Below are 23646 nucleotides of genomic sequence, written 5' to 3' on the forward strand. Positions count from 1 at the left end.
AGACGATGGATAAAAAAACAGCTCGTCTACGTCGTGCTAAACGCACTCGTAGAAATTATATTGAACAAGGCACAACGCGTCTTGTTATCCACCGCACGCCACGTCACATATATGCTCAAGTAGTAAATGCTGAGGGTAATGTACTGGCTGCTGCTTCTACTGTTGAAAAGGCTATTAGCGAAACAGTTAAAGGCACCGGTAACGTTGAAGCTGCGCAAGCAGTTGGCAAAGCGGTTGCTGAACGTGCGGCTGACAAAGGCATCGAAAAGATTGCTTTTGATCGCAGTGGCTTTAAATATCACGGCCGTGTGAAGGCGCTAGCTGATGCTGCGCGTGAAGCCGGTTTGCAATTCTAGGAGTAGACAATGGCTAACGTAGAAGCAAAGCAACAACAGCCTGATCTAGCTGAAAAGCTAATCGCGGTAAACCGTGTGTCTAAAGTAGTTAAAGGTGGTCGTATCTTTAGCTTTACTGCACTAACTGTAGTTGGTGACGGCGCAGGTAAAGTAGGTTTTGGTTATGGTAAAGCACGTGAAGTTCCAGCTGCTATTCAAAAAGCAATGGAAAAGGCACGTCGCAACATGATTAACGTAGACCTAAATGGCAATACATTACAGCATCCTGTTAAGGGACGTCATGCTGGCTCACTAGTGTTCATGAAACCAGCATCTGAAGGTACTGGTATCATCGCAGGTGGTGCTATGCGTGCAGTACTAGAAGTTACTGGTGTGCAGAACGTACTTTCTAAATGTTACGGTTCTACTAACCCGATCAACGTGGTACGTGCAACGATTTCGGCTCTTGAGAATATGAATTCTCCACAGTCTATCGCTGCAAAACGTGGCCTTCGCGTAGACGAAATTCTGGGGTAACCATGGCAAATCAAACTGTAAAAGTAACACAAGTAAAAAGCTCTATCGGTCGTTTACCGAAACATAAAGCTACATTACGCGGTCTTGGTTTACGTCGTATCAACCACACTGTTGAGTTAGAAGACACAGCATGTGTACGTGGTATGATAAACAAGGTTTCTTACATGGTTAAGGTAGAGGGTTAATTCGATGCATTTGAATACACTTTCACCTGCTGCAGGTTCAAAAACTGCTCCAAAACGTGTTGGTCGTGGTATCGGTTCTGGTCTAGGTAAGACTGGTGGTCGTGGTCACAAAGGTCAAAAGTCACGTTCTGGCGGTAAAGTACGCGTTGGTTTTGAAGGCGGTCAAATGCCTATGCAACGTCGTCTACCAAAATTTGGTTTCACTTCTCGCAAATCTTTAGTATCTGCAGAAATAAACCTTTTTGAAATCGCTAAAGTAGAAGGCGATGTGGTAGACCTAAGCGCGTTACAAGCAGCTGGTCTAGTTAAAAAGAACGTTCTTTTCGTTAAAGTTGTTAAATCTGGCGAAGTTTCACGCGCTGTTACCGTTAAAGGCCTTAAAGCCTCTAAAGGTGCTCGCGAAGCAATTGAAGCTGCCGGAGGCAAGGTAGAAGACTAAGGAAGTACTAATGGCTAAACCAGGTCAAGATACACAAAGTGCACAAAGTGGACTTTCGGAATTGAAGCGCCGATTACTCTTCGTATTGGGTGCTATCATAATTTACCGTCTAGGTTCATTTGTGCCGATCCCTGGGATTGACGCCGCTGTACTTGCCGATTTCTTCGAGCAACAAAAGGGCACCATTGTTGAAATGTTCAACATGTTCAGTGGTGGTGCACTTGAGCGAGCTTCAGTGTTAGCACTGGGTATTATGCCGTATATTTCGGCTTCGATTATTACGCAACTATTAACGCATATGTATCCTCCGTTTATAGAGCTTAAGAAAGAAGGTGAACAAGGGCGTAAAAAAATTAGCCAGTACACACGCTATGGCACGCTTGTGCTAGCTACTATTCAATCAATCGGTATTGCTACTAGCTTACCGGGCATGATGGAGGGGTTAGTAGTTAACCCTGGTATGGGTTTCTATTTCACCGCAGTGGTGAGTTTAGTAACTGGTACTATGTTCCTTATGTGGTTGGGTGAACAGATAACAGAACGTGGTATCGGCAACGGTATTTCTGTTCTAATATTTGTTGGTATTGTAGCTAACTTGCCGTCTGCTATTGGTTCGACAGTCGAAATGGCGCGCCAAGGTGATTTGAATGTTTTTGTACTGTTGATGGTTGCGGTAATCGTATTCGCTGTTACTTATCTTGTAGTGTTTTTTGAACGTGGACAACGTCGTATTGTTGTTAACTACGCAAAGCGCCAACAAGGTCGTCAAGTATTTGCTGCTCAAAGCACGCATCTACCACTAAAAGTAAATATGGCGGGTGTTATTCCACCAATCTTCGCTAGCAGTATAATTCTGTTCCCTGGTACAATTGCAAGCTGGTTCGGCCAAGGTGAAGGTCCGGTCGCTGATGTATTACAAGCTGTTGCTACTACGCTGACTCCAGGTCAACCGTTGTACTCACTTGTTTTAGCTGCGGCTATTATCTTCTTCTGCTTTTTCTATACAGCGTTGGTGTTTAACCCGCGTGAAACTGCAGACAACCTTAAGAAATCTGGCGCATTTATCCCAGGTATTCGACCAGGTGAGCAGACATCTAAATACATTGATAAAGTGATGACACGCCTGACATTGGCAGGTGCTTTGTATATAACCTTTATCTGTCTGGTGCCTGAATTCATGACTATGGCATGGCAAACGCCATTCTATTTCGGCGGTACATCAATTTTGATTATCGTTGTTGTAATCATGGACTTTATGGCACAAGTACAGACTCACCTGATGTCTCATCAGTATGATTCTGTGCTGAAAAAAGCGAACCTTAAAGGCTACGGTCGATAAGGTCAGTTTACGGAGTTGAGCAATGAAAGTACGTGCTTCCGTTAAGAAAATATGCCGTAACTGTAAAGTTATTAAACGTGCTGGTGTAGTACGCGTAATTTGCAGTGAGCCTAAGCATAAGCAAAGGCAAGGCTAAGTAAACAGTCGTGCAGGCTGAGTTTTCTCGGCCTGTGTTTTTAGTAGTAATTTGGTCTTCGTTTGAGTATCCTTACGGGCTTTTCAAACTTATGATTACCAAATTCGAATATAGGAGATGTGTTAGTGGCCCGTATTGCTGGCATTAACGTCCCTGATCATAAACATGCAGTTATTGGTTTAACAGCTATTTATGGCATAGGTAAGACTCGCTCTAAGGCTATCTTAGAAGCGACTGGTATCGCCGAAACCACAAAAATCGGTGAACTTTCAGACGAAATTCTTGACGTACTGCGTGATGCAGTTGGCAAGTACACTGTTGAAGGTGATCTTCGTCGTGAAGTTACTTTAAATATCAAGCGCCTAATGGACCTTGGTTGTTATCGTGGCCTACGTCACCGTCGCTCTTTACCACTACGTGGTCAAAGAACTAAGACTAACGCGCGCACCCGTAAGGGTCCTCGTAAGCCTATTAAGCGATAAGGGGATAGTATTATGGCTAAGACACCAATTCGTCGTAAAAAGGTTAAAAAACAAGTTGCTGATGGTATGGCTCATGTTCATGCGTCTTTCAACAACACTATTGTAACGATTACCGACCGTCAAGGTAATGCATTATCATGGGCTACTGCCGGTGGTTCAGGTTTCCGTGGTTCACGTAAATCTACACCATTTGCTGCTCAGGTTGCTGCAGAGCGTGCAGGTACTGCTGCTCAAGAATACGGTTTAAAGAATCTAGAAGTTTTCATCAAAGGTCCAGGTCCAGGTCGTGAATCTGCTGTACGTGCTTTGAATGCTGCTGGTTACCGTATTACCAACATTACTGACGTGACGCCAATACCACATAATGGTTGTCGTCCACCGAAGAAACGTCGCGTTTAACAATAGGTTAGGAGAAATAACATGGCAAGATATTTGGGCCCTAAGCTCAAGCTGAGTCGTCGTGAAGGTACTGACCTGTTCCTTAAGAGCGGCGTAAGAGCTATCGACTCTAAGTGTAAACTTGAGACTGCACCTGGTCAGCACGGCGCTCGTAAAGGTCGCTTATCTGATTACGGTTTACAATTACGTGAAAAGCAAAAAGTACGTCGTATCTACGGTGTATTAGAAAAGCAATTCCGTAACTACTACAAAGAAGCTGCTCGCCTTAAAGGCAACACAGGTGAAAACTTGTTACAGCTTTTAGAGCAACGTTTAGACAATGTTGTATATCGCATGGGTTTTGCTAGCACACGTGCAGAAGCACGTCAGTTAGTAAGCCATAAAGCGATTTTAGTTAATGGTCGTGTTGTGAACATTCCTTCATACGTAATTACACCAGAAGATACTGTTGTAATCCGTGAGAAGTCTAAGACACAAGCACGTATCATCGCTGCTCTAGAGTTGGCTGAGCAACGTGAAAAGCCGACTTGGGTTGAAGTTGACGGTAAGAAATTGGAAGGCAGCTTTAAGCGTCTACCTGAGCGTTCAGACCTGTCTGCGGACATTAATGAACAACTAATCGTCGAACTTTACTCTAAGTAAAGTTAAGAGTTAAGAGAGGATAAAATGCAGGGTTCTGTTACAGAATTTCTAAAACCAAGGTTAGTCGACATCGACGCTATCAACCCAACGCGTTCTAAAATAGTTTTAGAACCATTAGAGCGAGGCTTTGGCCATACTCTGGGTAATGCTTTACGCCGTATATTACTTTCATCTATGCCTGGATGTGCAGTAACTGAAGTTGAAATCGACGGTGTATTACATGAGTACAGCGCGAAAGAAGGCGTTCAAGAAGACATCATTGAAATACTATTAAACCTTAAAGGTTTAGCAGTAACGTTAGAAGGCAAAGATGAAGTTTTTCTGACCCTGACTAAATCTGGTGTAGGCCCTGTTACTGCGGCTGATATTCAGCACGATGGCGATGTAACAATTGCTAATCCAGATCACGTTATTTGTAATTTAACTACAAATAACAGCGAGATCAGCATGCGTATTCGTGTTGAACGTGGTCGTGGTTATGTGCCGGCATCTAGTCGTTTATCCTCTGATGACGATGAGCGTCCAATTGGTAGATTGTTGCTTGATGCATCATTTAGCCCAGTTGAACGTATTGCGTACTCGGTTGAATCAGCTCGAGTTGAGCAACGTACAGATTTAGACAAATTAATCATTGATATGGAAACAAACGGCACTTTAGATCCAGAAGAAGCGATCCGCCGTGCGTCTACTATCTTAGCTGAGCAATTAGATGCATTCGTAGATTTACGTGATGTAACTGAGCCAGAAGAGAAAGAAGAGAAGCCAGAGTTCGATCCTATTCTACTTCGTCCAGTTGATGATCTTGAACTAACAGTACGCTCAGCAAATTGTTTGAAAGCCGAGCAAATTCAATATATTGGTGATTTAGTTCAGCGCACTGAAGTTGAGCTTCTTAAAACGCCTAATCTAGGTAAGAAGTCTCTAACTGAAATTAAAGACGTGCTAGCTTCACGTGGTCTTTCTCTGGGCATGCGCCTAGAAAATTGGCCGCCTGCAAGTTTAGCTGAATAATCTAAATCACTATATTAGTTTAGTTAGAAGGATAGGGTCATGCGCCATCGTAAGAGTGGTCGTCAATTAAACCGTAACAGTAGCCATCGTAAAGCGATGTTTAGCAATATGGCAGGTTCTTTGGTGAAACATGAAATCATCAAAACTACTTTGCCTAAAGCGAAAGAGTTACGTCGTGTAATTGAACCTTTAATCACACTGGCTAAGACTGACAGTGTAGCAAATCGCCGTTTAGCGTTTGCTCGCACGCGTGATAATGAAGTTGTTGGTAAATTATTCAGTGAAATCGGTCCGCGTAATGCAGATCGTCCAGGTGGTTACACTCGTATTCTTAAGTGTGGCTTCCGTACTGGTGATAATGCACCAATGGCTTATATTGAACTAGTTGGTCGCCCAGCGACTAGCGAAGCAGTTCAAGAAGACGCACAGTCTGCAGAGTAAGTCTTAAAGAAACCTAAAAGCCGAGCTTATGCTCGGCTTTTTCTTGCCTAAAATTTGTCAACCTATATGAATCAGTAATTATCTTCTATTATGGGTATCGACTCATAGATTCTGAATCGATAAGTTGTTTTGACAGCTGCTTTAATAGCTCTACCTAGTTACTCTTCACTTATCATTTATACAAAATAGCCTATTAGATTCTAGCTAAAGATCATTTCCACTATTTATAGGAGTGATTATAAGACATAACGTATTCTTTCTAATCTATACCGATACTATGAACTTCATCGTAAGGTTAAGTAAACTTACTTATTAAATATGTAAAACTATGGTTAAACATAGCCCAGTCAATTCAATTTTCAGCTTTTGACTAATTTAAGTGATTTTAGTTATACGACTCTTGCTCTATTGGCTAGCTTTTTCAGCATAGATGATGCAAATATATCTATACCCATAGGTGGTTGCCATAACTTTAATTTTAAATAGCTTTATAAACCGCTGGGTAGAGATGGTTTAGTTGTGTTTTTGAGCGTTTAGCTCAAATACTCAGCGAACAGCACATTATTTCAAGTTTTCTTCAAAAAAGGGTTGATCTGTTTTCGGATCTCCCTATAATGCGACCCCACTGAGACGGGAAAGGCCAACGCATAGCGAGGCACGAACTACTCAGAGAGTTAAATAAAACTTCGGTTTTAAATCTTCTAAAAAGAAAGTTTAAAACAAAGTATTGACTCGAAAAATAAAGGGTGTATTATTCGCATCCCTTGAGACGCTAAAGCGACTCAAAACGTTCTTTAACAATATAAAGCAATCATCTGTGTGGGCACTCGTACAGATTGAGTTCTAACAGCCAAGCTTAGTTCGCTAAGTAAGGCAAACAAATTAGAGTCTCAATTGAAAACTGAGTGACCAACAGAATAGTTATTTCGGTAATTATTCGGCACAGTCAATTCAATATCGAAAGATATTAAAAAATTCAGAATTCATTGAGCTGTCGAAAGACATAAAACTTTTTAATTGAAGAGTTTGATCATGGCTCAGATTGAACGCTGGCGGCAGGCCTAACACATGCAAGTCGAGCGGTAACAGAGAGTAGCTTGCTACTTTGCTGACGAGCGGCGGACGGGTGAGTAATGCTTGGGAACATGCCTTGAGGTGGGGGACAACAGTTGGAAACGACTGCTAATACCGCATAATGTCTACGGACCAAAGGGGGCTTCGGCTCTCGCCTTTAGATTGGCCCAAGTGGGATTAGCTAGTTGGTGAGGTAATGGCTCACCAAGGCGACGATCCCTAGCTGGTTTGAGAGGATGATCAGCCACACTGGGACTGAGACACGGCCCAGACTCCTACGGGAGGCAGCAGTGGGGAATATTGCACAATGGGCGCAAGCCTGATGCAGCCATGCCGCGTGTGTGAAGAAGGCCTTCGGGTTGTAAAGCACTTTCAGTCAGGAGGAAAGGTTAACGGTTAATACCCGTTAGCTGTGACGTTACTGACAGAAGAAGCACCGGCTAACTCCGTGCCAGCAGCCGCGGTAATACGGAGGGTGCGAGCGTTAATCGGAATTACTGGGCGTAAAGCGTACGCAGGCGGTTTGTTAAGCGAGATGTGAAAGCCCCGGGCTCAACCTGGGAACTGCATTTCGAACTGGCAAACTAGAGTGTGATAGAGGGTGGTAGAATTTCAGGTGTAGCGGTGAAATGCGTAGAGATCTGAAGGAATACCGATGGCGAAGGCAGCCACCTGGGTCAACACTGACGCTCATGTACGAAAGCGTGGGGAGCAAACGGGATTAGATACCCCGGTAGTCCACGCCGTAAACGATGTCTACTAGAAGCTCGGAGCCTCGGTTCTGTTTTTCAAAGCTAACGCATTAAGTAGACCGCCTGGGGAGTACGGCCGCAAGGTTAAAACTCAAATGAATTGACGGGGGCCCGCACAAGCGGTGGAGCATGTGGTTTAATTCGATGCAACGCGAAGAACCTTACCTACACTTGACATACAGAGAACTTACCAGAGATGGTTTGGTGCCTTCGGGAACTCTGATACAGGTGCTGCATGGCTGTCGTCAGCTCGTGTTGTGAGATGTTGGGTTAAGTCCCGCAACGAGCGCAACCCCTATCCTTAGTTGCTAGCAGGTAATGCTGAGAACTCTAAGGAGACTGCCGGTGATAAACCGGAGGAAGGTGGGGACGACGTCAAGTCATCATGGCCCTTACGTGTAGGGCTACACACGTGCTACAATGGCGCATACAGAGTGCTGCGAACCTGCGAAGGTAAGCGAATCACTTAAAGTGCGTCGTAGTCCGGATTGGAGTCTGCAACTCGACTCCATGAAGTCGGAATCGCTAGTAATCGCGTATCAGAATGACGCGGTGAATACGTTCCCGGGCCTTGTACACACCGCCCGTCACACCATGGGAGTGGGTTGCTCCAGAAGTAGATAGTCTAACCCTCGGGAGGACGTTTACCACGGAGTGATTCATGACTGGGGTGAAGTCGTAACAAGGTAGCCCTAGGGGAACCTGGGGCTGGATCACCTCCTTATACGATTTAGAACTTATTTGTTCGTAGTGTCCACACAGATGATTGTTAATTAGTGCGTGTCCCTTTGGGATAACTAATTAATATGCTCTTTAAAAATTTGGAAAAGCTGATAATAAAATTCTGATGAATACATTGTATTTATCAAGAGTTTTCAAAAGTAAAAAAACAATGGTAGCAGTACCATTGAGTGCCATTTAGTTAACTCCTATGAGTTAATTGATTGGTATCTACTTTAGTATTCAATATTGACTTCTGGCGAAGTTAAACTGTCACAAAACAAAGACCCGTTTGGGTTGTATGGTTAAGTGACTAAGCGTACACGGTGGATGCCTTGGCAGTTGGAGGCGATGAAGGACGTATTAACTTGCGATAAGCTTAGTCAAGCTAGTAAAAAGCGCTTGAGACTAAGATTTCCGAATGGGGAAACCCACCTGCTTGCAGGTATCGTTAACTGAATACATAGGTTAACGAGGCGAACGCGGAGAACTGAAACATCTAAGTACCCGTAGGAAAAGAAATCAACCGAGATTCCGAAAGTAGCGGCGAGCGAAATCGGAACAGCCCTTAAGCTTATTATGTGTTAATGGAAGGCTGCTGGAAAGCGCCACGATACAGGGTGATAGTCCCGTACATGAAAAGACATTTTAAGTGAAATCGAGTAGGTCGGAGCACGTGAAACTTTGACTGAATATAGGTGGACCATCATCTAAGGCTAAATACTCCCAACTGACCGATAGTGAACCAGTACCGTGAGGGAAAGGCGAAAAGAACCCCTGTGAGGGGAGTGAAATAGAACCTGAAACCGTGTACGTACAAGCAGTAGGAGCCCACTTGTTGGGTGACTGCGTACCTTTTGTATAATGGGTCAGCGACTTATATTTTGTAGCGAGGTTAACCGAATAGGGTAGCCGTAGGGAAACCGAGTCTTAACTGGGCGATTAGTTGCAAGGTATAGACCCGAAACCCGGTGATCTAGCCATGGGCAGGTTGAAGGTTGAGTAACATCAACTGGAGGACCGAACCCACTAACGTTGAAAAGTTAGGGGATGACCTGTGGCTAGGAGTGAAAGGCTAATCAAACCGGGAGATAGCTGGTTCTCCCCGAAATCTATTTAGGTAGAGCCTCGGACGAATACTTACGGGGGTAGAGCACTGTTAAGGCTAGGGGGTCATCCCGACTTACCAACCCTTTGCAAACTCCGAATACCGTAAAGTAATATCCGGGAGACACACGGCGGGTGCTAACGTCCGTCGTGAAGAGGGAAACAACCCAGACCGCCAGCTAAGGTCCCAAAGTCATAGTTAAGTGGGAAACGATGTGGAAAGGCCCAGACAGCCAGGAGGTTGGCTTAGAAGCAGCCATCCTTTAAAGAAAGCGTAATAGCTCACTGGTCGAGTCGGTCTGCGCGGAAGATGTAACGGGGCTAAACTATGCACCGAAGCTGCGGATTCAGAATTTATTCTGAGTGGTAGGGGAGCGTTCTGTAAGCCGTTGAAGGTGTACCGGGAGGTATGCTGGAGGTATCAGAAGTGCGAATGCTGACATGAGTAACGATAATGGGAGTGAAAAACTCCCACGCCGGAAGACCAAGGGTTCCTATCCCATGTTAATCAGGGTAGGGTAAGTCGACCCCTAAGGCGAGGCCGAAAGGCGTAGTCGATGGGAAACAGATTAATATTTCTGTACTCGATATAATTGCGATGGGGGGACGGAGCAGGCTAAGCAAGCATAGCGTTGGTAGTCTATGTGAAAGTGAGTAGGGCGTTTGTTTAGGTAAATCCGGACGAACACTAAACCTGAGACACGAGACGAGTCACTACGGTGATGAAGTTGCTGATGCCATACTTCCAGGAAAAGCCTCTAAGCTTCAGATTATATGGAATCGTACCCCAAACCGACACAGGTGGTCAGGTAGAGAATACTAAGGCGCTTGAGAGAACTCGGGTGAAGGAACTAGGCAAAATCGTACCGTAACTTCGGGAGAAGGTACGCTCCTATCTGTGATGAGACTTGCTCTCTAAGCGGACGGGAGCCGCAGTGACCAGGTGGCTGGGACTGTTTATTAAAAACACAGCACTGTGCAAAATCGCAAGATGACGTATACGGTGTGACACCTGCCCGGTGCCGGAAGGTTAATTGATGGGGTTATCCTTAGGGAGAAGCTCTTGATCGAAGCCCCGGTAAACGGCGGCCGTAACTATAACGGTCCTAAGGTAGCGAAATTCCTTGTCGGGTAAGTTCCGACCTGCACGAATGGTGTAACCATGGCCACGCTGTCTCCACCCGAGACTCAGTGAAATTGAAATCGCAGTGAAGATGCTGTGTACCCGCGGCTAGACGGAAAGACCCCGTGAACCTTTACTACAGCTTGGCACTGAACATTGAACCTACATGTGTAGGATAGGTGGGAGACTTTGAAGCAGCGACGCTAGTTGTTGTGGAGTCAACCTTGAAATACCACCCTTGTAGTTTTGATGTTCTAACGTTGGCCCCTGAATCGGGGTTACGGACAGTGCCTGGTGGGTAGTTTGACTGGGGCGGTCTCCTCCTAAAGAGTAACGGAGGAGCACGAAGGTTGGCTAAGTACGGTCGGACATCGTACGGTTAGTGTAATGGTAGAAGCCAGCTTAACTGCGAGACAGACACGTCGAGCAGGTACGAAAGTAGGTCATAGTGATCCGGTGGTTCTGAATGGAAGGGCCATCGCTCAACGGATAAAAGGTACTCCGGGGATAACAGGCTGATACCGCCCAAGAGTTCATATCGACGGCGGTGTTTGGCACCTCGATGTCGGCTCATCACATCCTGGGGCTGAAGTCGGTCCCAAGGGTATGGCTGTTCGCCATTTAAAGTGGTACGCGAGCTGGGTTTAGAACGTCGTGAGACAGTTCGGTCCCTATCTGCCGTGGGCGTTTGAGAATTGAGAGGGGTTGCTCCTAGTACGAGAGGACCGGAGTGAACGAACCGCTGGTGTTCGGGTTGTCATGCCAATGGCATTGCCCGGTAGCTACGTTCGGAACTGATAAGCGCTGAAAGCATCTAAGCGCGAAGCAGGCCTCGAGATGAGTTCTCACTAGACTTTTAAAGTCTCTGAAGGGCCGTTGAAGACTACAACGTTGATAGGCAAGATGTGGAAGTGGTGTGAGCCATTAAGCTAACTTGTACTAATTACCCGTGAGGCTTAACCATACAACGCCAAACGCGTTTTATGTGATAGTGAAGCAAGCGAAGAAGTTAATATGACTAAAGTAGATATTACTTAGAAAAACTTAAAAAATATTATCAGATATTTTCCAAATTCAGTTAATGCGTAGCGATACGAATTAACGCCCAAATTTGCTTGGTGACAATAGCGTTTTGGACCCACCTGACTCCATGCCGAACTCAGTAGTGAAACGAAACAGCGCCGATGATAGTGTAGCATTTGCTATGTGAAAGTAGGACATTACCAGGCTTCAAATTGTAGAGAGCCCGACTAGAAATAGTCGGGCTTTTTTACGTCTGCAGAAAAGTGAAATGTGCGCAATTAACACACACTCATATCGCGACACAAAGATAGTGTAGCATTTCACTGTGGCTCTCCACCGCTGTGGGCACTACGACATCCTACTGCGTAGCGCACCGGCTTCACATTGTAGAAAGCCCGACTATAAATAGTCGGGCTTTTTTACGTCTGCAGAAAAGTGAAATGTGCACACTTAACACTCTCTCACATCAACTCCCATCACGTAGGTCGGGCGAGCGTTGCGACTCCCGTAAAAAGCATAAAAAACCTTCGCTCAACAATGAGTGGTAGCATTTGTACTGTGGGTAAATAATACCAATTGGTTTAACATCTTACCTAATATAAAAGCTTTAACTATCTGGTCTTGTTATAAGTATTGAACATGACCTTTAAGCCTTTATATACGCTTTGGGTAGGTTAACTGAAGAGAATGAAAATAGTTAGGTAGAGATTGATACAGAGGTTTTACACATGAACTTAAATCTAAAGGGCATGATATTTAATAGTACTTATGGAGTGCCTGTGTAAACTAGCCACGTTATCTACCAGCATTCATTAATTGTTTTATAGCCAGATAAGCGGTTAGGGGCTGCTTTAATTTCATATGTACTGAGCGTTATTAATTTTTAACCCTAAGATTAACTAAGGCCATATACTTTATATTAAAAACTATCGACAAGACTTACTAAAAAGTGTTTTGTGTACTCCTTAAACTAAAGTTTATTTTATACTCTCCTGGTTCTAATTAACCATCTATATATGCCAATAAAGAACAATGCTGCAGATCCGAAGCCACTCAACATCCAAATGACTTTTAAAATGTTACCGCCAATGCTGCCGTCATGTAGAGGGTGTATCCAGTTTTTAATTTTACTAGCCGTACTTTGTTTATCTATATTAAACATGCTCTCTAACTTCCCTGTAAGAGCATTAACCTCTATATAGCTATGTGGAAAGCGATAAGAAGGATCGTTTACAGTTTGAAATCTAAATCTGTAAATCGCATTTAAGTTTGATGGTGTTTCAATCCAAGCTAAACGCGCACCCGGTAATGCTTTTTTAGCTATTAGTATCGCTTGCGATAAAGGAATATTAGATTGTTTACTCGGTTGTATTTGTATTTGTGTTTTTGAAGGGGAGTTTATATCGCTAACTAAAGCGGTTAATATAGGATCTGTCTGCTTTGGAATAGCAAGCATAATCCCTGTAATCGTTAGAGCTAATAATGGGATGCACAAGCTTAAACCAATTAATTTATGCCAGTCATAAAGTAGGCCTATTTTAGAACTGCGACGTTTAAATTTTAACGATTTTATCCATTGACCTTTTTTGGCCACCACGCTAATAACCCAGATATGAGAAGGATTAATGTGGCAATGCCTATATACCCCACAATTATAATGCCGGTACTTCCTGTGAGTAATGAAAAGTGCAGGTTATATAACCACGTAACAAAATAATCGCCCCAGTAATCTTTTCGAATTACTTTATATTTATCATTTGAGAGCCAAATCATTAAGGTTGCAAATTCACGATTTTGTGTTTCTACAGGGTTATAGTAACGAGCCGGTATGATTGAATTGTCATCTGTTACCTCAAGCCGCCAGGGCCCATACTTATCTGGAAAAGCCGTTTTTAAGTTTTTGTATGCCAAATCCCAGTCGACTTTGTCTGTATGCTTTATATTTACTTTAGTGAGGTTCAGTTGTGAATCTATTTGTGGGTAATATATTAATACTGAGCCAGATAATGCAATAACAGTGAGTAAAAACCCTATTGATAAGCCTAAATAAAGGTGTAATCGTCTAAATATCTTTTGCCAAGAAAGCTTTTGAAGCATGAATAAAGTAGCCGTAATAAGTGAGTGTACTTAAACAATAATTATTAGGTATTTTATAGTGTTTTAGAGAAGAAAAGTGCGACATTTTGTCGCACTTCTTACAATGCATATTTAAAAAATAAAACGCCAGCTCAAGGCTGGCGTTAAAATACAATCTTAAAGTTTATTTAAGCTTTAGGTCCTGCATTTTTTATATCATCTGATACGTCGTACTTAGCAAAGTTCTCAGTGAAGTCTGCGGCAAGTTTTGCTGCGTATTCATTGTATTTAGCTTTATCTTCCCACGTATTAATAGGGTTAAGTAAGTTTGTATCTACACCCGGAACGGCAACTGGCACATCTAGATTTAAAACATCAATATGTTGAGTCTCAACGCCTGTTAATTTACCAGATACAATAGCATCAACTACAGCGCGAGTCGTTGGAATATCAAAGCGCTTGCCTGTACCGTAAGGGCCGCCAGTCCAACCTGTATTCACAAGGTACACTTTAGCGCCAAACTCGCGTACACGCTTCATAAGAAGCTCAGCGTAAACACCAGCAGGGCGTGGGAAAAATGGTGCACCAAAACAGGTTGAGAATGTTGATTCAATATCGCTAGTAGAGCCAATCTCAGTTGAGCCAACTTTAGCCGTGTATCCACTTAAGAAGTGAAAAGCAGCAGCTTCTTCGCTAAGAACAGATACCGGTGGTAATACACCGCTTACATCACAAGTTAAAAATATAACTGCTTTTGGTTCGCCTGCGCGGTTTTCTACTTTACGTTTTTCAACGTGTTCAAGTGGGTATGCTGCACGGCTGTTTTGAGTAAGGCTTGTATCGTGAAAGTCAGGAACGCCCTTCTCATCTAGCACTACATTCTCTAAAATAGTACCAAAGCGAATTGCATTCCAAATTACAGGTTCGTTCTTTTGTGACAGGTCGATACATTTAGCATAGCAACCGCCTTCAATATTAAACACGCTTCCAGGTGCCCAACCGTGTTCGTCATCACCAATTAAAAAGCGAGTAGGATCTGCTGAAAGAGTTGTTTTGCCCGTACCAGATAAACCGAAGAATAATGCTGTATCGCCTGCTTCACCAACGTTAGCAGAACAGTGCATTGGTAATACACCTTTTGCTGGTAGTAGGAAGTTTTGTACAGAAAACATCGATTTTTTCATTTCACCGGCGTAGCGCATACCTGCTAGTAATACTTTACGCTGTGCAAAGTTAATAATAACGGTGCCATCGCTATTTGTGCCATCACGTTCCGGCTCACATACAAACGAAGGAACGTTCATTACTTGCCATTGTGGTAAGTTTGAGGCGTTATAGTTTTGTGGTTCGATAAACATGTTTTTGGCAAAAATATGGTGCCACGCTGTTTCTGTAGTTACGACTACAGGTAAATAATGCTCAGGGTCAGCGCCAACTTCTAGGTGAGAGGTGAAGTGGTCATTACTTTGAACATGTGCTTCTACGCGAGCCCATAATGCGTCAAATTTTTCTGCATTAAATGGGCGGTTAACGTTGCCCCATTGAATGTCATCTTGAGTTGTCGCTTCTTGTACAATAAAACGATCTTTTGGTGAACGGCCAGTTCGTTTTCCTGTAATTGCAACAAAAGCACCATTTGCGGCTAAAGTACCTTCGCCACGGCGGATCGCATGCTCGACAAGTTCAGCTGCGGTTAAATCGACAAAACGTGTAGCGCCTGTAGTCATGTTTATACCTAACTATGTGTGAGAGTTTGAACGGATAGCTCTGGGGTTATCAGTGCCCTTAAACTGAAATTATAGTAACAGAAGGTTTTAAGATATTCGAGCCCGCAAAGCCCCTAAAAACACATATATTTAAGAAAAAACATGAATAATTTCAATGATACCGGTGTCATGGAATTAGCAGAAAATATGACACCGGTATCATCTTTTTATAATATAAAACCGCATATTTTGCGGCTTTAATTACTATATATAGATGAAGCTGAACATTTAGTTGAAAATGCTTTTTATGTCTTGTTCGTTAAAAACATACTCTTTTAAACAGTAATGGCAGTTAATGTTAACAGTCCCTTTCTCAGCTACATCTTTGAGTAGTTCTTCTTGTCCAATATTAACAAGTGCAGTAATTGTTTTATCACGACTGCAACCACATTTGAATTTAATCGCTTGAGGTTCAAATACGCGAGGATTATCTTCGTGATAAAGACGTGTAAGAACAGTGTTCGCATCTAAGTGTAACAACTCTTCATTTTTAATCGTGTTACTTAATGCTTCTAGGTGTGCAAAGTCTTCAATTGATTTTTGTTTATCAACTGGGAGTACTTGTAAAAATAGACCACATGCTTTTGCGCTACCTTCTGTTGTGTCGGTTGCAAACCAAAGGCGTGTTTTTAGCTGCTCTGACTGCTCAAAGTAACTTTCGATACATTCACTAAGAGTATCATGCTCTAGCGGTACTATCCCTTGATAGCGTTCACCTTTATCTGGTGTAATAGTGATTACCATATAGCCTTGGCCAATAAGCTCTTTTACAGTTGTGCCCGTAATTTCGCTTTGCAGGCGCGCAATACCACGCATGTTTTGTTTGTCATCACCATTTATAACTGCATATTTAACTGGGCCATCACCTTGAAGCTGTACAGCAATTTCACCTTCAAACTTTAAGGTAGCAGTAAGTAAACAGGTTGCAACGAGTAACTCACCAAGTAATGCTTTAACAGGGTCTGGGTAATTATGGTCGGCAATCATTTCATTGTAAGCATTCTCGATTTGTACGAGTTCGCCACGAACATCTAGTTCGTTGAATAAATAACGGTGAAGTAAATCTTGTTGCATGAGCGGCTATACCTAACTTGATTTCATTTTTAAAAGTTCGCGTCTTTGCTTTTTATCCGGTTTTTTATCCGGATGAGGGGCAAAAAAGCTGTTATTTTTACGTGCGATGCTGTTCTCTTCGCGTTTAGCAATACTGGCATCAGATTCTTGATACATGGTCTGTGCTATGGGGGCGCTTTGGCGTTTTTCAAGCACTGAGAGTATAGTTATCAGCTTTTCATCTACTCCTTGTGCAAGTTTTATGTTTGCGCCAACTTCTACTATTTTACTCGCTTTTGTACGCTGTCCATTATAATGCACTTTGCCGCCTTGTACCATTTCACGTGCAGTCGCACGAGTCTTATAAAAGCGAGCGGCCCATAACCACTTATCTAATCGAACTTTTAACTCATCTTTATGGTCTGAACTTACGTGGCTGTTACTTTTTTTACTCATAAGGCATTTAATCTAGTGTGTTATAACTTAAAATTTATCATGAAATCATTGTAGGCTGAAGGTATTATAATCGCAGTCTGTTTTGCCTTGAGAGAGTGAGTCAACTCATTCTGTTTACAAAGTTTAATATTAGCGTGCTTGTTGAATGAAAAATGAAAGGGTACTATGGGTACGCGCTTACGCAGTAAATTAAAATAAGAATATTATTTATGGAACAGCAAATACAGCAACTTAAACAATTTTTAATTCGTTTACCACATGCAAAATTAAGTGCATTAGTGACTCTATTAGTTGTTGTTTATCTTGCTTTTTATTATCAAAATTGGTTTGGCTTATGTGGCCAAATCCGGTTGTATCTCCACTTACTCCAATGCACTACGCTAATCAAACCAAGGGTGTCGCTGGTAATCGCTCTACGCAGCATATAGTGGAGCAATTTTTGTTTGGTAAAAAAGTTGCAACAAATAATAGTACTACGCGGCAATCACAAGTTATTAACAATGCACCTGAAACACGCTTAAGTATAAATTTAACAGGCATAGTGGCGGTAAGCCATGATGATAAAGCAGGTGTGGCTATTATAGAATCACAAGGAAAACAAATAAGTTACTTAGCGGAAGAAGTTATACAAGGAACACGTGCGAAAGTTGCACAAATATTACCAGATCGTGTAATTTTAAGCGTAAGTGGTGGCTTTGAAACATTAATGCTTGATGGTTTAGATTTCACAAAAAAAGTATCAATGCCTGTTCTTGCTGCCCGAGACGATTCAGAAATGGGACCACAGATGCTAATAGCATCAAACGATCAAAAAATAAATGCAACCGCAGATCCACAAGTAAGAGAAGCCTTAATAGAAACACGTGAAGAGTTACTCGAAGAACCAGGTAAATTATTTGACTATATACGTGTCTCACAAGCGATGAGTGATGGAGTACTTATAGGTTATCGCTTAAGTCCAGGAAAAGAACCTGAGCTATTTAAGCAAATGGGATTACAAAATAACGATTTAGCTATTGCGATTAATGGCTATCAATTAACAGATTTAAAACAGGCAATGTCAGCTATTAATGAGCTGCGCAATAGCACAGATGCTAATATCACTATAGAACGTGATGGCGAGCAACTAGATGTGCAATTTAGCCTGTAATAACTTAGCTTTGGAGTTTTAATATAATGGTTCAGGTGCTACACCTCAAAAAAATTAAAAAAGGGTTAGCTAAGTATGCAGCACTTTTTTTAGCAGCAAGTATTTCTTTGTCTGTTTCTGCTGTTGAGTATGCAGCTAACTTTAAAGGCACAGATATCAACGAGTTTATTAACATTGTTGGTAAAAATCTTAATAAAACAGTGATTATTGACCCAAATGTACGCGGCAAAGTGAATGTGCGCAGTTATGAGTTGATGGATGAAGCACTTTATTATCAGTTCTTTTTAAATGTATTAGAAGTTTATGGCTACTCAGCTGTTGAAATGGACAATGGCATTATTAAGGTTGAGAAAAGTTCAGACGCTAAAAAATCAAATGTCCCACTTATTACAGAGGGTAATGAAGCTAGTGGCGACATGATGATTACACGCGTTGTGCGCGTTAAAAACGTAAGCGTACAAGAGCTAGGTCCATTAGTTCGTCAGTTTAGCGATCAAAAAGATGGTGGTCATGTTGCTAATTTTAATGCGGCTAACGTTATGATGCTAACGGGTCATGCAGCATCGGTTAATCGCTTAGTTGAGATTATTCGCTCTGTTGATCAGGCGGGTGACAAGCGTGTAGATATAGTAAAGCTTAAGTATGCAACTGCTGATGATGTAGTATCGGTCGTTGATAACATTTATAAAGACAGTGGTAAAGGCAGTGTTCCTGAATTTTTAATTCCTAAAGTGGTTGCCGATGGCCGAACTAATAGCGTTATTGTAAGTGGCGAAGGCCAAGCACGTACGCGTGCTATAGAACTTATTAAACGCTTAGATGGTGAATTAGAAAGCCAAGGTAACACCAAGGTGTTTTACCTCAATTATGCTAAAGCTGAAGATTTAGTAAAAGTATTGCAAGGTGTGAGTAAGTCACTTGTTGATGACGCGCAAGGCGGCACAACTAAAACTCGTAGCAGAAACAGCAATGAAAGCAGTATAGAAGCTCACCCAGATTCAAATTCATTAATTATTACCGCGCAGCCAGACACCATGCGCTCACTAGAGTCGGTAATTGAGCGTCTTGATATTCGTCGTGCACAAGTATTAGTTGAAGCAATTATTATTGAAGTAATGGAAGGCGACGGGGTTAACTTAGGCCTGCAGTGGATTTCTGAGCAGGGCGGTATGTTACAGTTTAACAACGGCACTACGGTTCCCGTTGGCTCATTAGCTGTTGCGGCGGAGCAAGCACAAGATGTAACGGTTACCAAAAATATAATAGGAACAGAATCTGGTACTGTAACGCCCTATACAGAAACAACCGAAGGTGATTATGGTCCATTAGCTTCCTTACTTAGTGGCATTAATGGTCTGGCGCTGGGTGTTGTTAAAAATGACTGGGGTGCAATCATTCAAGCAGTAGCTACCGATACAAACTCGAATATTTTGGCTACACCGTCTATTACTACAATGGATAACGAAGAAGCATCTATTTTAGTCGGTCAAGAAGTACCTATTATTACTGGATCACAAACCGGCAGTAATAATGCTAACCCATTTCAAACGGTTGAACGTCAAGAAGTAGGTATTAAACTAATTGTTACCCCGCAGATTAATGATGGTTCTGCTGTACAGCTTACGATAGAGCAAGAAGTATCGAGCGTCAGTGGTGCAACTGCGGTTGATATTTCAGTAAATAAGCGTTCAATTAAAACAACAGTTATGGCTGATGATGGCGGTATGGTTGTGCTTGGCGGCTTAATAGATGAAGACGTGCAAGAAAGTGTATCTAAGGTGCCGTTATTAGGCGATATCCCTATTTTAGGCCATTTGTTTAGATCAACCAATACAACACGTCGTAAGCGTAATCTTATTGTATTTATTCGCCCAACAATTATTCGTGATGGTGTAAGCATGAATAAGCTAAGTTTTAATAAGTATAACTTTATCCGTGGTGAGCAATTTAAACAGCGCGAAGATGGGATTGATTTAATGCCAGCGACTGATTCGCCAATATTGCCTGAATGGAACGATGAATTAATACTTCCACCAACGTATGAAGAACATTTACGTAAGCAAAATGCACAAGAGCGTAAAGATGACTAATGCGATACAAGAGATAAACCAAGATGTGGTTCATCCTAATACGCATCATCAGGATGCGCTATTAGCAGATGATGTATTAATAGAGTTACCAGCTAAACGTTTACCATTTTCTTATGCAAGGCGCGCAGGTGTATTGCTAAGTAAAAATAAAGATAATCGTATTGTATATTATCGTGGTGAGCTTGACGTAGAAGTACTTTTAGAAGTGCGCCGTATTGCAGGTAATGGTTTTACATTAGAGCAGTTGGCTGACGATAAGTTTGAGTTGTTATTGGAAGCATCTTATCAACGTGATAGCTCTGAAACGCAACAAATGATGGAAGATATAGGGAATGAGGTTGATTTGTTCTCACTCGCCGATGAACTTCCACAAACAGAAGATTTGCTCGCCGGTGATGATGATGCACCAATCATCAAACTTATTAACGCCATGCTCAGTGAAGCGATAAAGGAAGGGGCATCTGATATTCATATCGAAACCTTCGAGCAAGAGCTTGTTATTCGCTTTAGGGTAGATGGTGTACTTAAAGAAGTCCTTAAGCCTAATCGTAAACTCGCATCGTTACTTGTATCGCGTATTAAAGTAATGGCCAAGCTTGATATAGCCGAAAAACGTATTCCTCAAGATGGCCGTATTAGTTTGCGTATTGCTGGGCGTGCAGTTGATGTACGTGTATCTACAATGCCATCAAGCTTTGGTGAGCGTGTAGTACTGCGTTTACTTGACAAAAATAACGCACGTTTAAATCTAGAAGATTTAGGTATGACCGCAGAAAATCGTGCATTGTTTTCTGATTTAATCAGTAAACCGCATGGCATTATCTTAGTCACAGGGCCAACGGGTTCTGGTAAAAGTACTACGTTGTATGCTGGTATGAGTCAAATCAATTCACGCGATCGCAACATTCTGACAGTTGAAGATCCGATCGAGTATGAGATTCCGGGTATTGGTCAAACACAGGTTAACGCTAAAGTTGATATGACCTTTGCGCGTGGTTTACGTGCAATATTACGTCAAGATCCTGATGTAGTAATGGTGGGTGAAATACGCGATCTTGAAACGGCGCAAATTGGTGTTCAAGCGTCACTTACCGGTCATCTTGTTATGTCTACTCTGCATACAAATACCGCATCGGGTGCAATTACACGTATGGAAGATATGGGTGTTGAACCATTCTTACTTTCATCGTCGTTACTCGGTGTGTTGTCGCAACGCTTAGTACGTACGTTATGTAATACCTGTAAAGAAGGTCACACGGCTGATGAGCATGAATGCCAGCTGTTAGGCGCCCCTTTTGAAAGCCAACCTACAATTTACCGAGCGGTCGGGTGTGAAGAGTGTAACTTTAACGGTTACCGTGGTCGTACGGGTATTCATGAGTTACTTGTAGTTGATGAAACAATACGCGAAATGATTCACAACGGTAAAGGTGAGCAAAGCGTAGAAAAATACATTCGTAAGCGTAGCCCTAGTATTCGCCAAGATGGCTGTAGCCGTGTACTCGCAGGTAAAACAACACTTGAAGAAGTATTACGTGTTACCCGTGAGGAAGGTTAATTATGGCGGCGTTTGAGTATCGTGCTCTCGATGGTAGAGGTAAAGAAAAAAGGTATTTTAGAAGCTGATACGGCTAGACAAATACGTCAAATTTTACGTGATCAAAAGCTAACGCCGCTCGAAGTGGTTCCAGCAGCGCAAAGTGATAAACAAGTTAAAGGTGAAAAAGCCCCTTTATTTGGTAGCTTTTTTAAACCCACTATATCAACATCTGATCTGGCACTTATTACTCGTCAGTTAGCAACGCTGATTCAATCAGCACTGCCAGTTGAAGGTGCTGTAATGGCTGTAGCTGAGCAGTGTGAAAAGCCGCGTTTAAAGCGCATGCTTATGTCAGTACGCTCAAAAGTTGTTGAAGGCTATACGCTTGCTGATGGTATGAGCGAGTTCCCCCATGTATTTGACGATTTATACCGTGCAATGGTTGCCGCAGGTGAAAAGTCGGGCCACCTTGACCAAGTACTTAACCGCTTAGCTGATTACACCGAGCAGCGTCAACATATGCGAAGCCAAATTACTCAAGCAATGGTTTATCCTATTATTTTAGTGGTGTTTGCAATTGGTATTGTGTCGGTTTTATTAGGTACAGTTGTACCTAAAATATTAAAAACCTTCGAAAAGACCAAGCAAGTATTACCTTGGACAACAGAATGGGTAATGGCCGGCAGTCATTTTGTGCAAAATTATTGGTTTATTAGCTTAATTGCTATTACAGGCATAGCTATTGGGATTAAGCATGCATTGAAACAGCCAAAAATACGTTTTTGGTGGGACGATAGGGTGCTGCATATGCCAGGAATTGGCAAAGTTGCACGTGGTGTTAATACAGCTCGTTTTGCACGCACGCTAAGTATTTTATCATCAAGTTCGGTACCTCTACTTGAAGGGATGCGAATATCAGGAGGTGTGTTAGTTAACGAAAAAATTAAGAAAGCAGTTGCTGACGCTTCTGATAGAGTAAGTGAGGGAGCGAGTCTAAGGGCTGCGCTTCAACAAACAAAATTATTCCCACCCATGATGCTGCATATGATAGCCAGTGGTGAAAAATCTGGAGAGTTGGAGCAAATGTTAGAACGTGCTGCAAATAACCAAGATCGCGAATTTGAAAGTATGGTTAATGTGTCGCTTAAGTTATTAGAACCCGCGATGATAGCGTCAATGGCCGTTATTGTACTTTTTATCGTTATGGCAATTTTACAGCCAATTATGGCAATGAATAAAGCCGTTGGGCTTTAACCTAAAATAACTTTTAATATATTAGTATTTTTAGAATAATGAGGTAATTACGTGAACAAACAATCAGGTTTTTCTTTACTAGAAGTAATGGTGGTACTTGTTATCATCGGAATGATCATGTCAATTGTGGCACCAAATATTATGGGTCAACAAGAAGAGGCTGCTATTGATAAAGCGCATTTAGATATTCAGCAGCTTGAAGATGCAATGAGCCTATACAAGCTTAAAAATAAAAGTTATCCAAGCACAGAGCAAGGTTTAGAAGCCCTTGTTAATAAAACAAGTATTGAGCCTGTTCCTAAACGCTTTCCAGATGGTGGGTTTATCAGTGAACTACCAGAGGATCCTTGGGGTAATACTTATCAGTTAATTAGCCCTGGAGAAGTTGGTAAGTTTGATATTTTCTCTTTTGGCCCAGATGGTGAACCCGGAACCGATGATGATATTGGGAACTGGGATGAAGAAAAACAATAATGCAAATTAAGAGTACATTGTTTTTATACGTAAATAACGAGA

The 23646-nt window shown here is 42.2% G+C and carries 17 protein-coding genes, 3 rRNA genes and 3 pseudogenes; 19 read left to right on the forward strand and 4 right to left on the reverse strand.

What is annotated here, in order from left to right:
- Positions 1-5: 5 nt before the first annotated feature.
- The 14 genes from rplR to rrf all read left to right on the forward strand — a co-directional run bounded on the left by rplR (position 6) and on the right by rrf (position 11951).
- The gene (gene rplR, locus P4S65_RS05655; RefSeq protein WP_002959486.1) at positions 6-356 is read left to right on the forward strand and encodes a 50S ribosomal protein L18; all 351 of its coding nucleotides are present in this window, start codon (positions 6-8) and stop codon (positions 354-356) included.
- 9 nt (positions 357-365) lie between these two features.
- Positions 366-872: a 30S ribosomal protein S5 gene (gene rpsE, locus P4S65_RS05660; RefSeq protein ID WP_002959485.1), complete on the forward strand. Its 507-nt coding sequence runs from the start codon at positions 366-368 to the stop codon at positions 870-872.
- A 2-nt stretch (positions 873-874) separates the two neighbouring features.
- Positions 875-1057, forward strand: coding sequence for a 50S ribosomal protein L30 (gene rpmD, locus P4S65_RS05665; protein ID WP_002959482.1), 183 nt, complete (start codon positions 875-877; stop codon positions 1055-1057).
- 4 nt (positions 1058-1061) lie between these two features.
- Complete coding sequence (gene rplO / locus P4S65_RS05670; RefSeq protein ID WP_002959480.1) at positions 1062-1496, forward strand: 50S ribosomal protein L15; 435 nt, start codon at positions 1062-1064, stop codon at positions 1494-1496.
- Positions 1497-1506: 10 nt separating this feature from the next.
- Complete coding sequence (gene secY / locus P4S65_RS05675) at positions 1507-2835, forward strand: preprotein translocase subunit SecY (RefSeq protein ID WP_007376464.1); 1329 nt, start codon at positions 1507-1509, stop codon at positions 2833-2835.
- Between the two features lie 22 nt (positions 2836-2857).
- Complete coding sequence (gene rpmJ, locus P4S65_RS05680) at positions 2858-2971, forward strand: 50S ribosomal protein L36 (protein WP_002959476.1); 114 nt, start codon at positions 2858-2860, stop codon at positions 2969-2971.
- A gap of 125 nt (positions 2972-3096) precedes the next feature.
- Positions 3097-3453, forward strand: a complete 357-nt coding sequence (gene rpsM, locus P4S65_RS05685) for a 30S ribosomal protein S13 (protein ID WP_002959473.1) — start codon at positions 3097-3099, stop codon at positions 3451-3453.
- A 12-nt stretch (positions 3454-3465) separates the two neighbouring features.
- A complete protein-coding gene (rpsK, locus tag P4S65_RS05690) occupies positions 3466-3852 on the forward strand; it encodes a 30S ribosomal protein S11 (RefSeq protein ID WP_002959471.1) in 387 nt (128 codons plus the stop codon).
- A gap of 21 nt (positions 3853-3873) precedes the next feature.
- Positions 3874-4494: a 30S ribosomal protein S4 gene (rpsD, locus tag P4S65_RS05695; RefSeq protein WP_002959461.1), complete on the forward strand. Its 621-nt coding sequence runs from the start codon at positions 3874-3876 to the stop codon at positions 4492-4494.
- A 24-nt stretch (positions 4495-4518) separates the two neighbouring features.
- The gene (locus P4S65_RS05700; protein ID WP_002959452.1) at positions 4519-5505 is read left to right on the forward strand and encodes a DNA-directed RNA polymerase subunit alpha; all 987 of its coding nucleotides are present in this window, start codon (positions 4519-4521) and stop codon (positions 5503-5505) included.
- A gap of 39 nt (positions 5506-5544) precedes the next feature.
- Positions 5545-5946, forward strand: coding sequence for a 50S ribosomal protein L17 (rplQ, locus tag P4S65_RS05705; RefSeq protein WP_002959450.1), 402 nt, complete (start codon positions 5545-5547; stop codon positions 5944-5946).
- Positions 5947-6960: 1014 nt separating this feature from the next.
- Positions 6961-8496, forward strand: a 16S ribosomal RNA gene (locus P4S65_RS05710).
- A 299-nt stretch (positions 8497-8795) separates the two neighbouring features.
- Positions 8796-11686: ribosomal RNA gene (locus tag P4S65_RS05715) — 23S ribosomal RNA — on the forward strand.
- Positions 11687-11836: 150 nt separating this feature from the next.
- Positions 11837-11951, forward strand: a 5S ribosomal RNA gene (gene rrf, locus P4S65_RS05720).
- The 16S, 23S and 5S rRNA genes sit together here, the layout of an rRNA operon.
- A 776-nt stretch (positions 11952-12727) precedes the next feature.
- Here rrf and P4S65_RS21865 read toward each other — a convergent pair.
- From P4S65_RS21865 to hslR, 4 genes and pseudogenes are all read right to left on the reverse strand, one after another.
- Positions 12728-13842, reverse strand: a pseudogene (locus P4S65_RS21865) (PepSY-associated TM helix domain-containing protein).
- Between the two features lie 167 nt (positions 13843-14009).
- The gene (locus P4S65_RS05735) at positions 14010-15548 is read right to left on the reverse strand and encodes a phosphoenolpyruvate carboxykinase (RefSeq protein ID WP_337119734.1); all 1539 of its coding nucleotides are present in this window, start codon (positions 15546-15548) and stop codon (positions 14010-14012) included.
- 267 nt (positions 15549-15815) lie between these two features.
- The gene (hslO, locus tag P4S65_RS05740) at positions 15816-16661 is read right to left on the reverse strand and encodes an Hsp33 family molecular chaperone HslO (RefSeq protein ID WP_337119735.1); all 846 of its coding nucleotides are present in this window, start codon (positions 16659-16661) and stop codon (positions 15816-15818) included.
- 12 nt (positions 16662-16673) lie between these two features.
- The gene (hslR, locus tag P4S65_RS05745; RefSeq protein WP_007378582.1) at positions 16674-17096 is read right to left on the reverse strand and encodes a ribosome-associated heat shock protein Hsp15; all 423 of its coding nucleotides are present in this window, start codon (positions 17094-17096) and stop codon (positions 16674-16676) included.
- Between the two features lie 209 nt (positions 17097-17305).
- Here hslR and gspC point away from each other — a divergent pair.
- The 5 genes and pseudogenes from gspC to gspG all read left to right on the forward strand — a co-directional run bounded on the left by gspC (position 17306) and on the right by gspG (position 23604).
- Positions 17306-18246, forward strand: a pseudogene (gspC, locus tag P4S65_RS05750) (type II secretion system protein GspC).
- Between the two features lie 26 nt (positions 18247-18272).
- Positions 18273-20336: a type II secretion system secretin GspD gene (gene gspD / locus P4S65_RS05755; protein ID WP_096792298.1), complete on the forward strand. Its 2064-nt coding sequence runs from the start codon at positions 18273-18275 to the stop codon at positions 20334-20336.
- A complete protein-coding gene (gene gspE / locus P4S65_RS05760; RefSeq protein WP_337119736.1) occupies positions 20329-21894 on the forward strand; it encodes a type II secretion system ATPase GspE in 1566 nt (521 codons plus the stop codon). Before gspD ends, gspE begins: the two co-directional genes overlap by 8 nt.
- Positions 21895-21896: 2 nt before the next feature.
- Positions 21897-23130, forward strand: a pseudogene (gene gspF, locus P4S65_RS05765) (type II secretion system inner membrane protein GspF).
- A gap of 51 nt (positions 23131-23181) precedes the next feature.
- On the forward strand, positions 23182-23604 hold the full coding sequence (gene gspG, locus P4S65_RS05770) for a type II secretion system major pseudopilin GspG (protein WP_007378576.1): 423 nt from the start codon (positions 23182-23184) through the stop codon (positions 23602-23604).
- Positions 23605-23646: the final 42 nt, after the last annotated feature.

The sequence above is a fragment of the Pseudoalteromonas sp. B131b genome (assembly GCF_037162545.1).
Classification (GTDB): domain Bacteria; phylum Pseudomonadota; class Gammaproteobacteria; order Enterobacterales; family Alteromonadaceae; genus Pseudoalteromonas; species Pseudoalteromonas fuliginea.

Excerpts from the sequence above, each read along its gene's own strand:
- secY (WP_007376464.1), top strand. The coding sequence starts at position 1,507 with ATGGCTAAACCAGGTCAAGATACACAAAGTGCACAAAGTGGACTTTCG.
- P4S65_RS05700 (WP_002959452.1), top strand. The coding sequence starts at position 4,519 with ATGCAGGGTTCTGTTACAGAATTTCTAAAACCAAGGTTAGTCGACATC.
- rplR (WP_002959486.1), top strand. The coding sequence starts at position 6 with ATGGATAAAAAAACAGCTCGTCTACGTCGTGCTAAACGCACTCGTAGA.
- rpmD (WP_002959482.1), top strand. The coding sequence starts at position 875 with ATGGCAAATCAAACTGTAAAAGTAACACAAGTAAAAAGCTCTATCGGT.
- rplO (WP_002959480.1), top strand. The coding sequence starts at position 1,062 with ATGCATTTGAATACACTTTCACCTGCTGCAGGTTCAAAAACTGCTCCA.
- P4S65_RS05735 (WP_337119734.1), bottom strand. The coding sequence starts at position 15,548 with ATGACTACAGGCGCTACACGTTTTGTCGATTTAACCGCAGCTGAACTT.
- gspD (WP_096792298.1), top strand. The coding sequence starts at position 18,273 with ATGGTTCAGGTGCTACACCTCAAAAAAATTAAAAAAGGGTTAGCTAAG.
- hslO (WP_337119735.1), bottom strand. The coding sequence starts at position 16,661 with ATGCAACAAGATTTACTTCACCGTTATTTATTCAACGAACTAGATGTT.
- hslR (WP_007378582.1), bottom strand. The coding sequence starts at position 17,096 with ATGAGTAAAAAAAGTAACAGCCACGTAAGTTCAGACCATAAAGATGAG.
- gspE (WP_337119736.1), top strand. The coding sequence starts at position 20,329 with ATGACTAATGCGATACAAGAGATAAACCAAGATGTGGTTCATCCTAAT.
- rpmJ (WP_002959476.1), top strand. The coding sequence starts at position 2,858 with ATGAAAGTACGTGCTTCCGTTAAGAAAATATGCCGTAACTGTAAAGTT.
- rpsE (WP_002959485.1), top strand. The coding sequence starts at position 366 with ATGGCTAACGTAGAAGCAAAGCAACAACAGCCTGATCTAGCTGAAAAG.
- rpsK (WP_002959471.1), top strand. The coding sequence starts at position 3,466 with ATGGCTAAGACACCAATTCGTCGTAAAAAGGTTAAAAAACAAGTTGCT.
- rpsD (WP_002959461.1), top strand. The coding sequence starts at position 3,874 with ATGGCAAGATATTTGGGCCCTAAGCTCAAGCTGAGTCGTCGTGAAGGT.
- rplQ (WP_002959450.1), top strand. The coding sequence starts at position 5,545 with ATGCGCCATCGTAAGAGTGGTCGTCAATTAAACCGTAACAGTAGCCAT.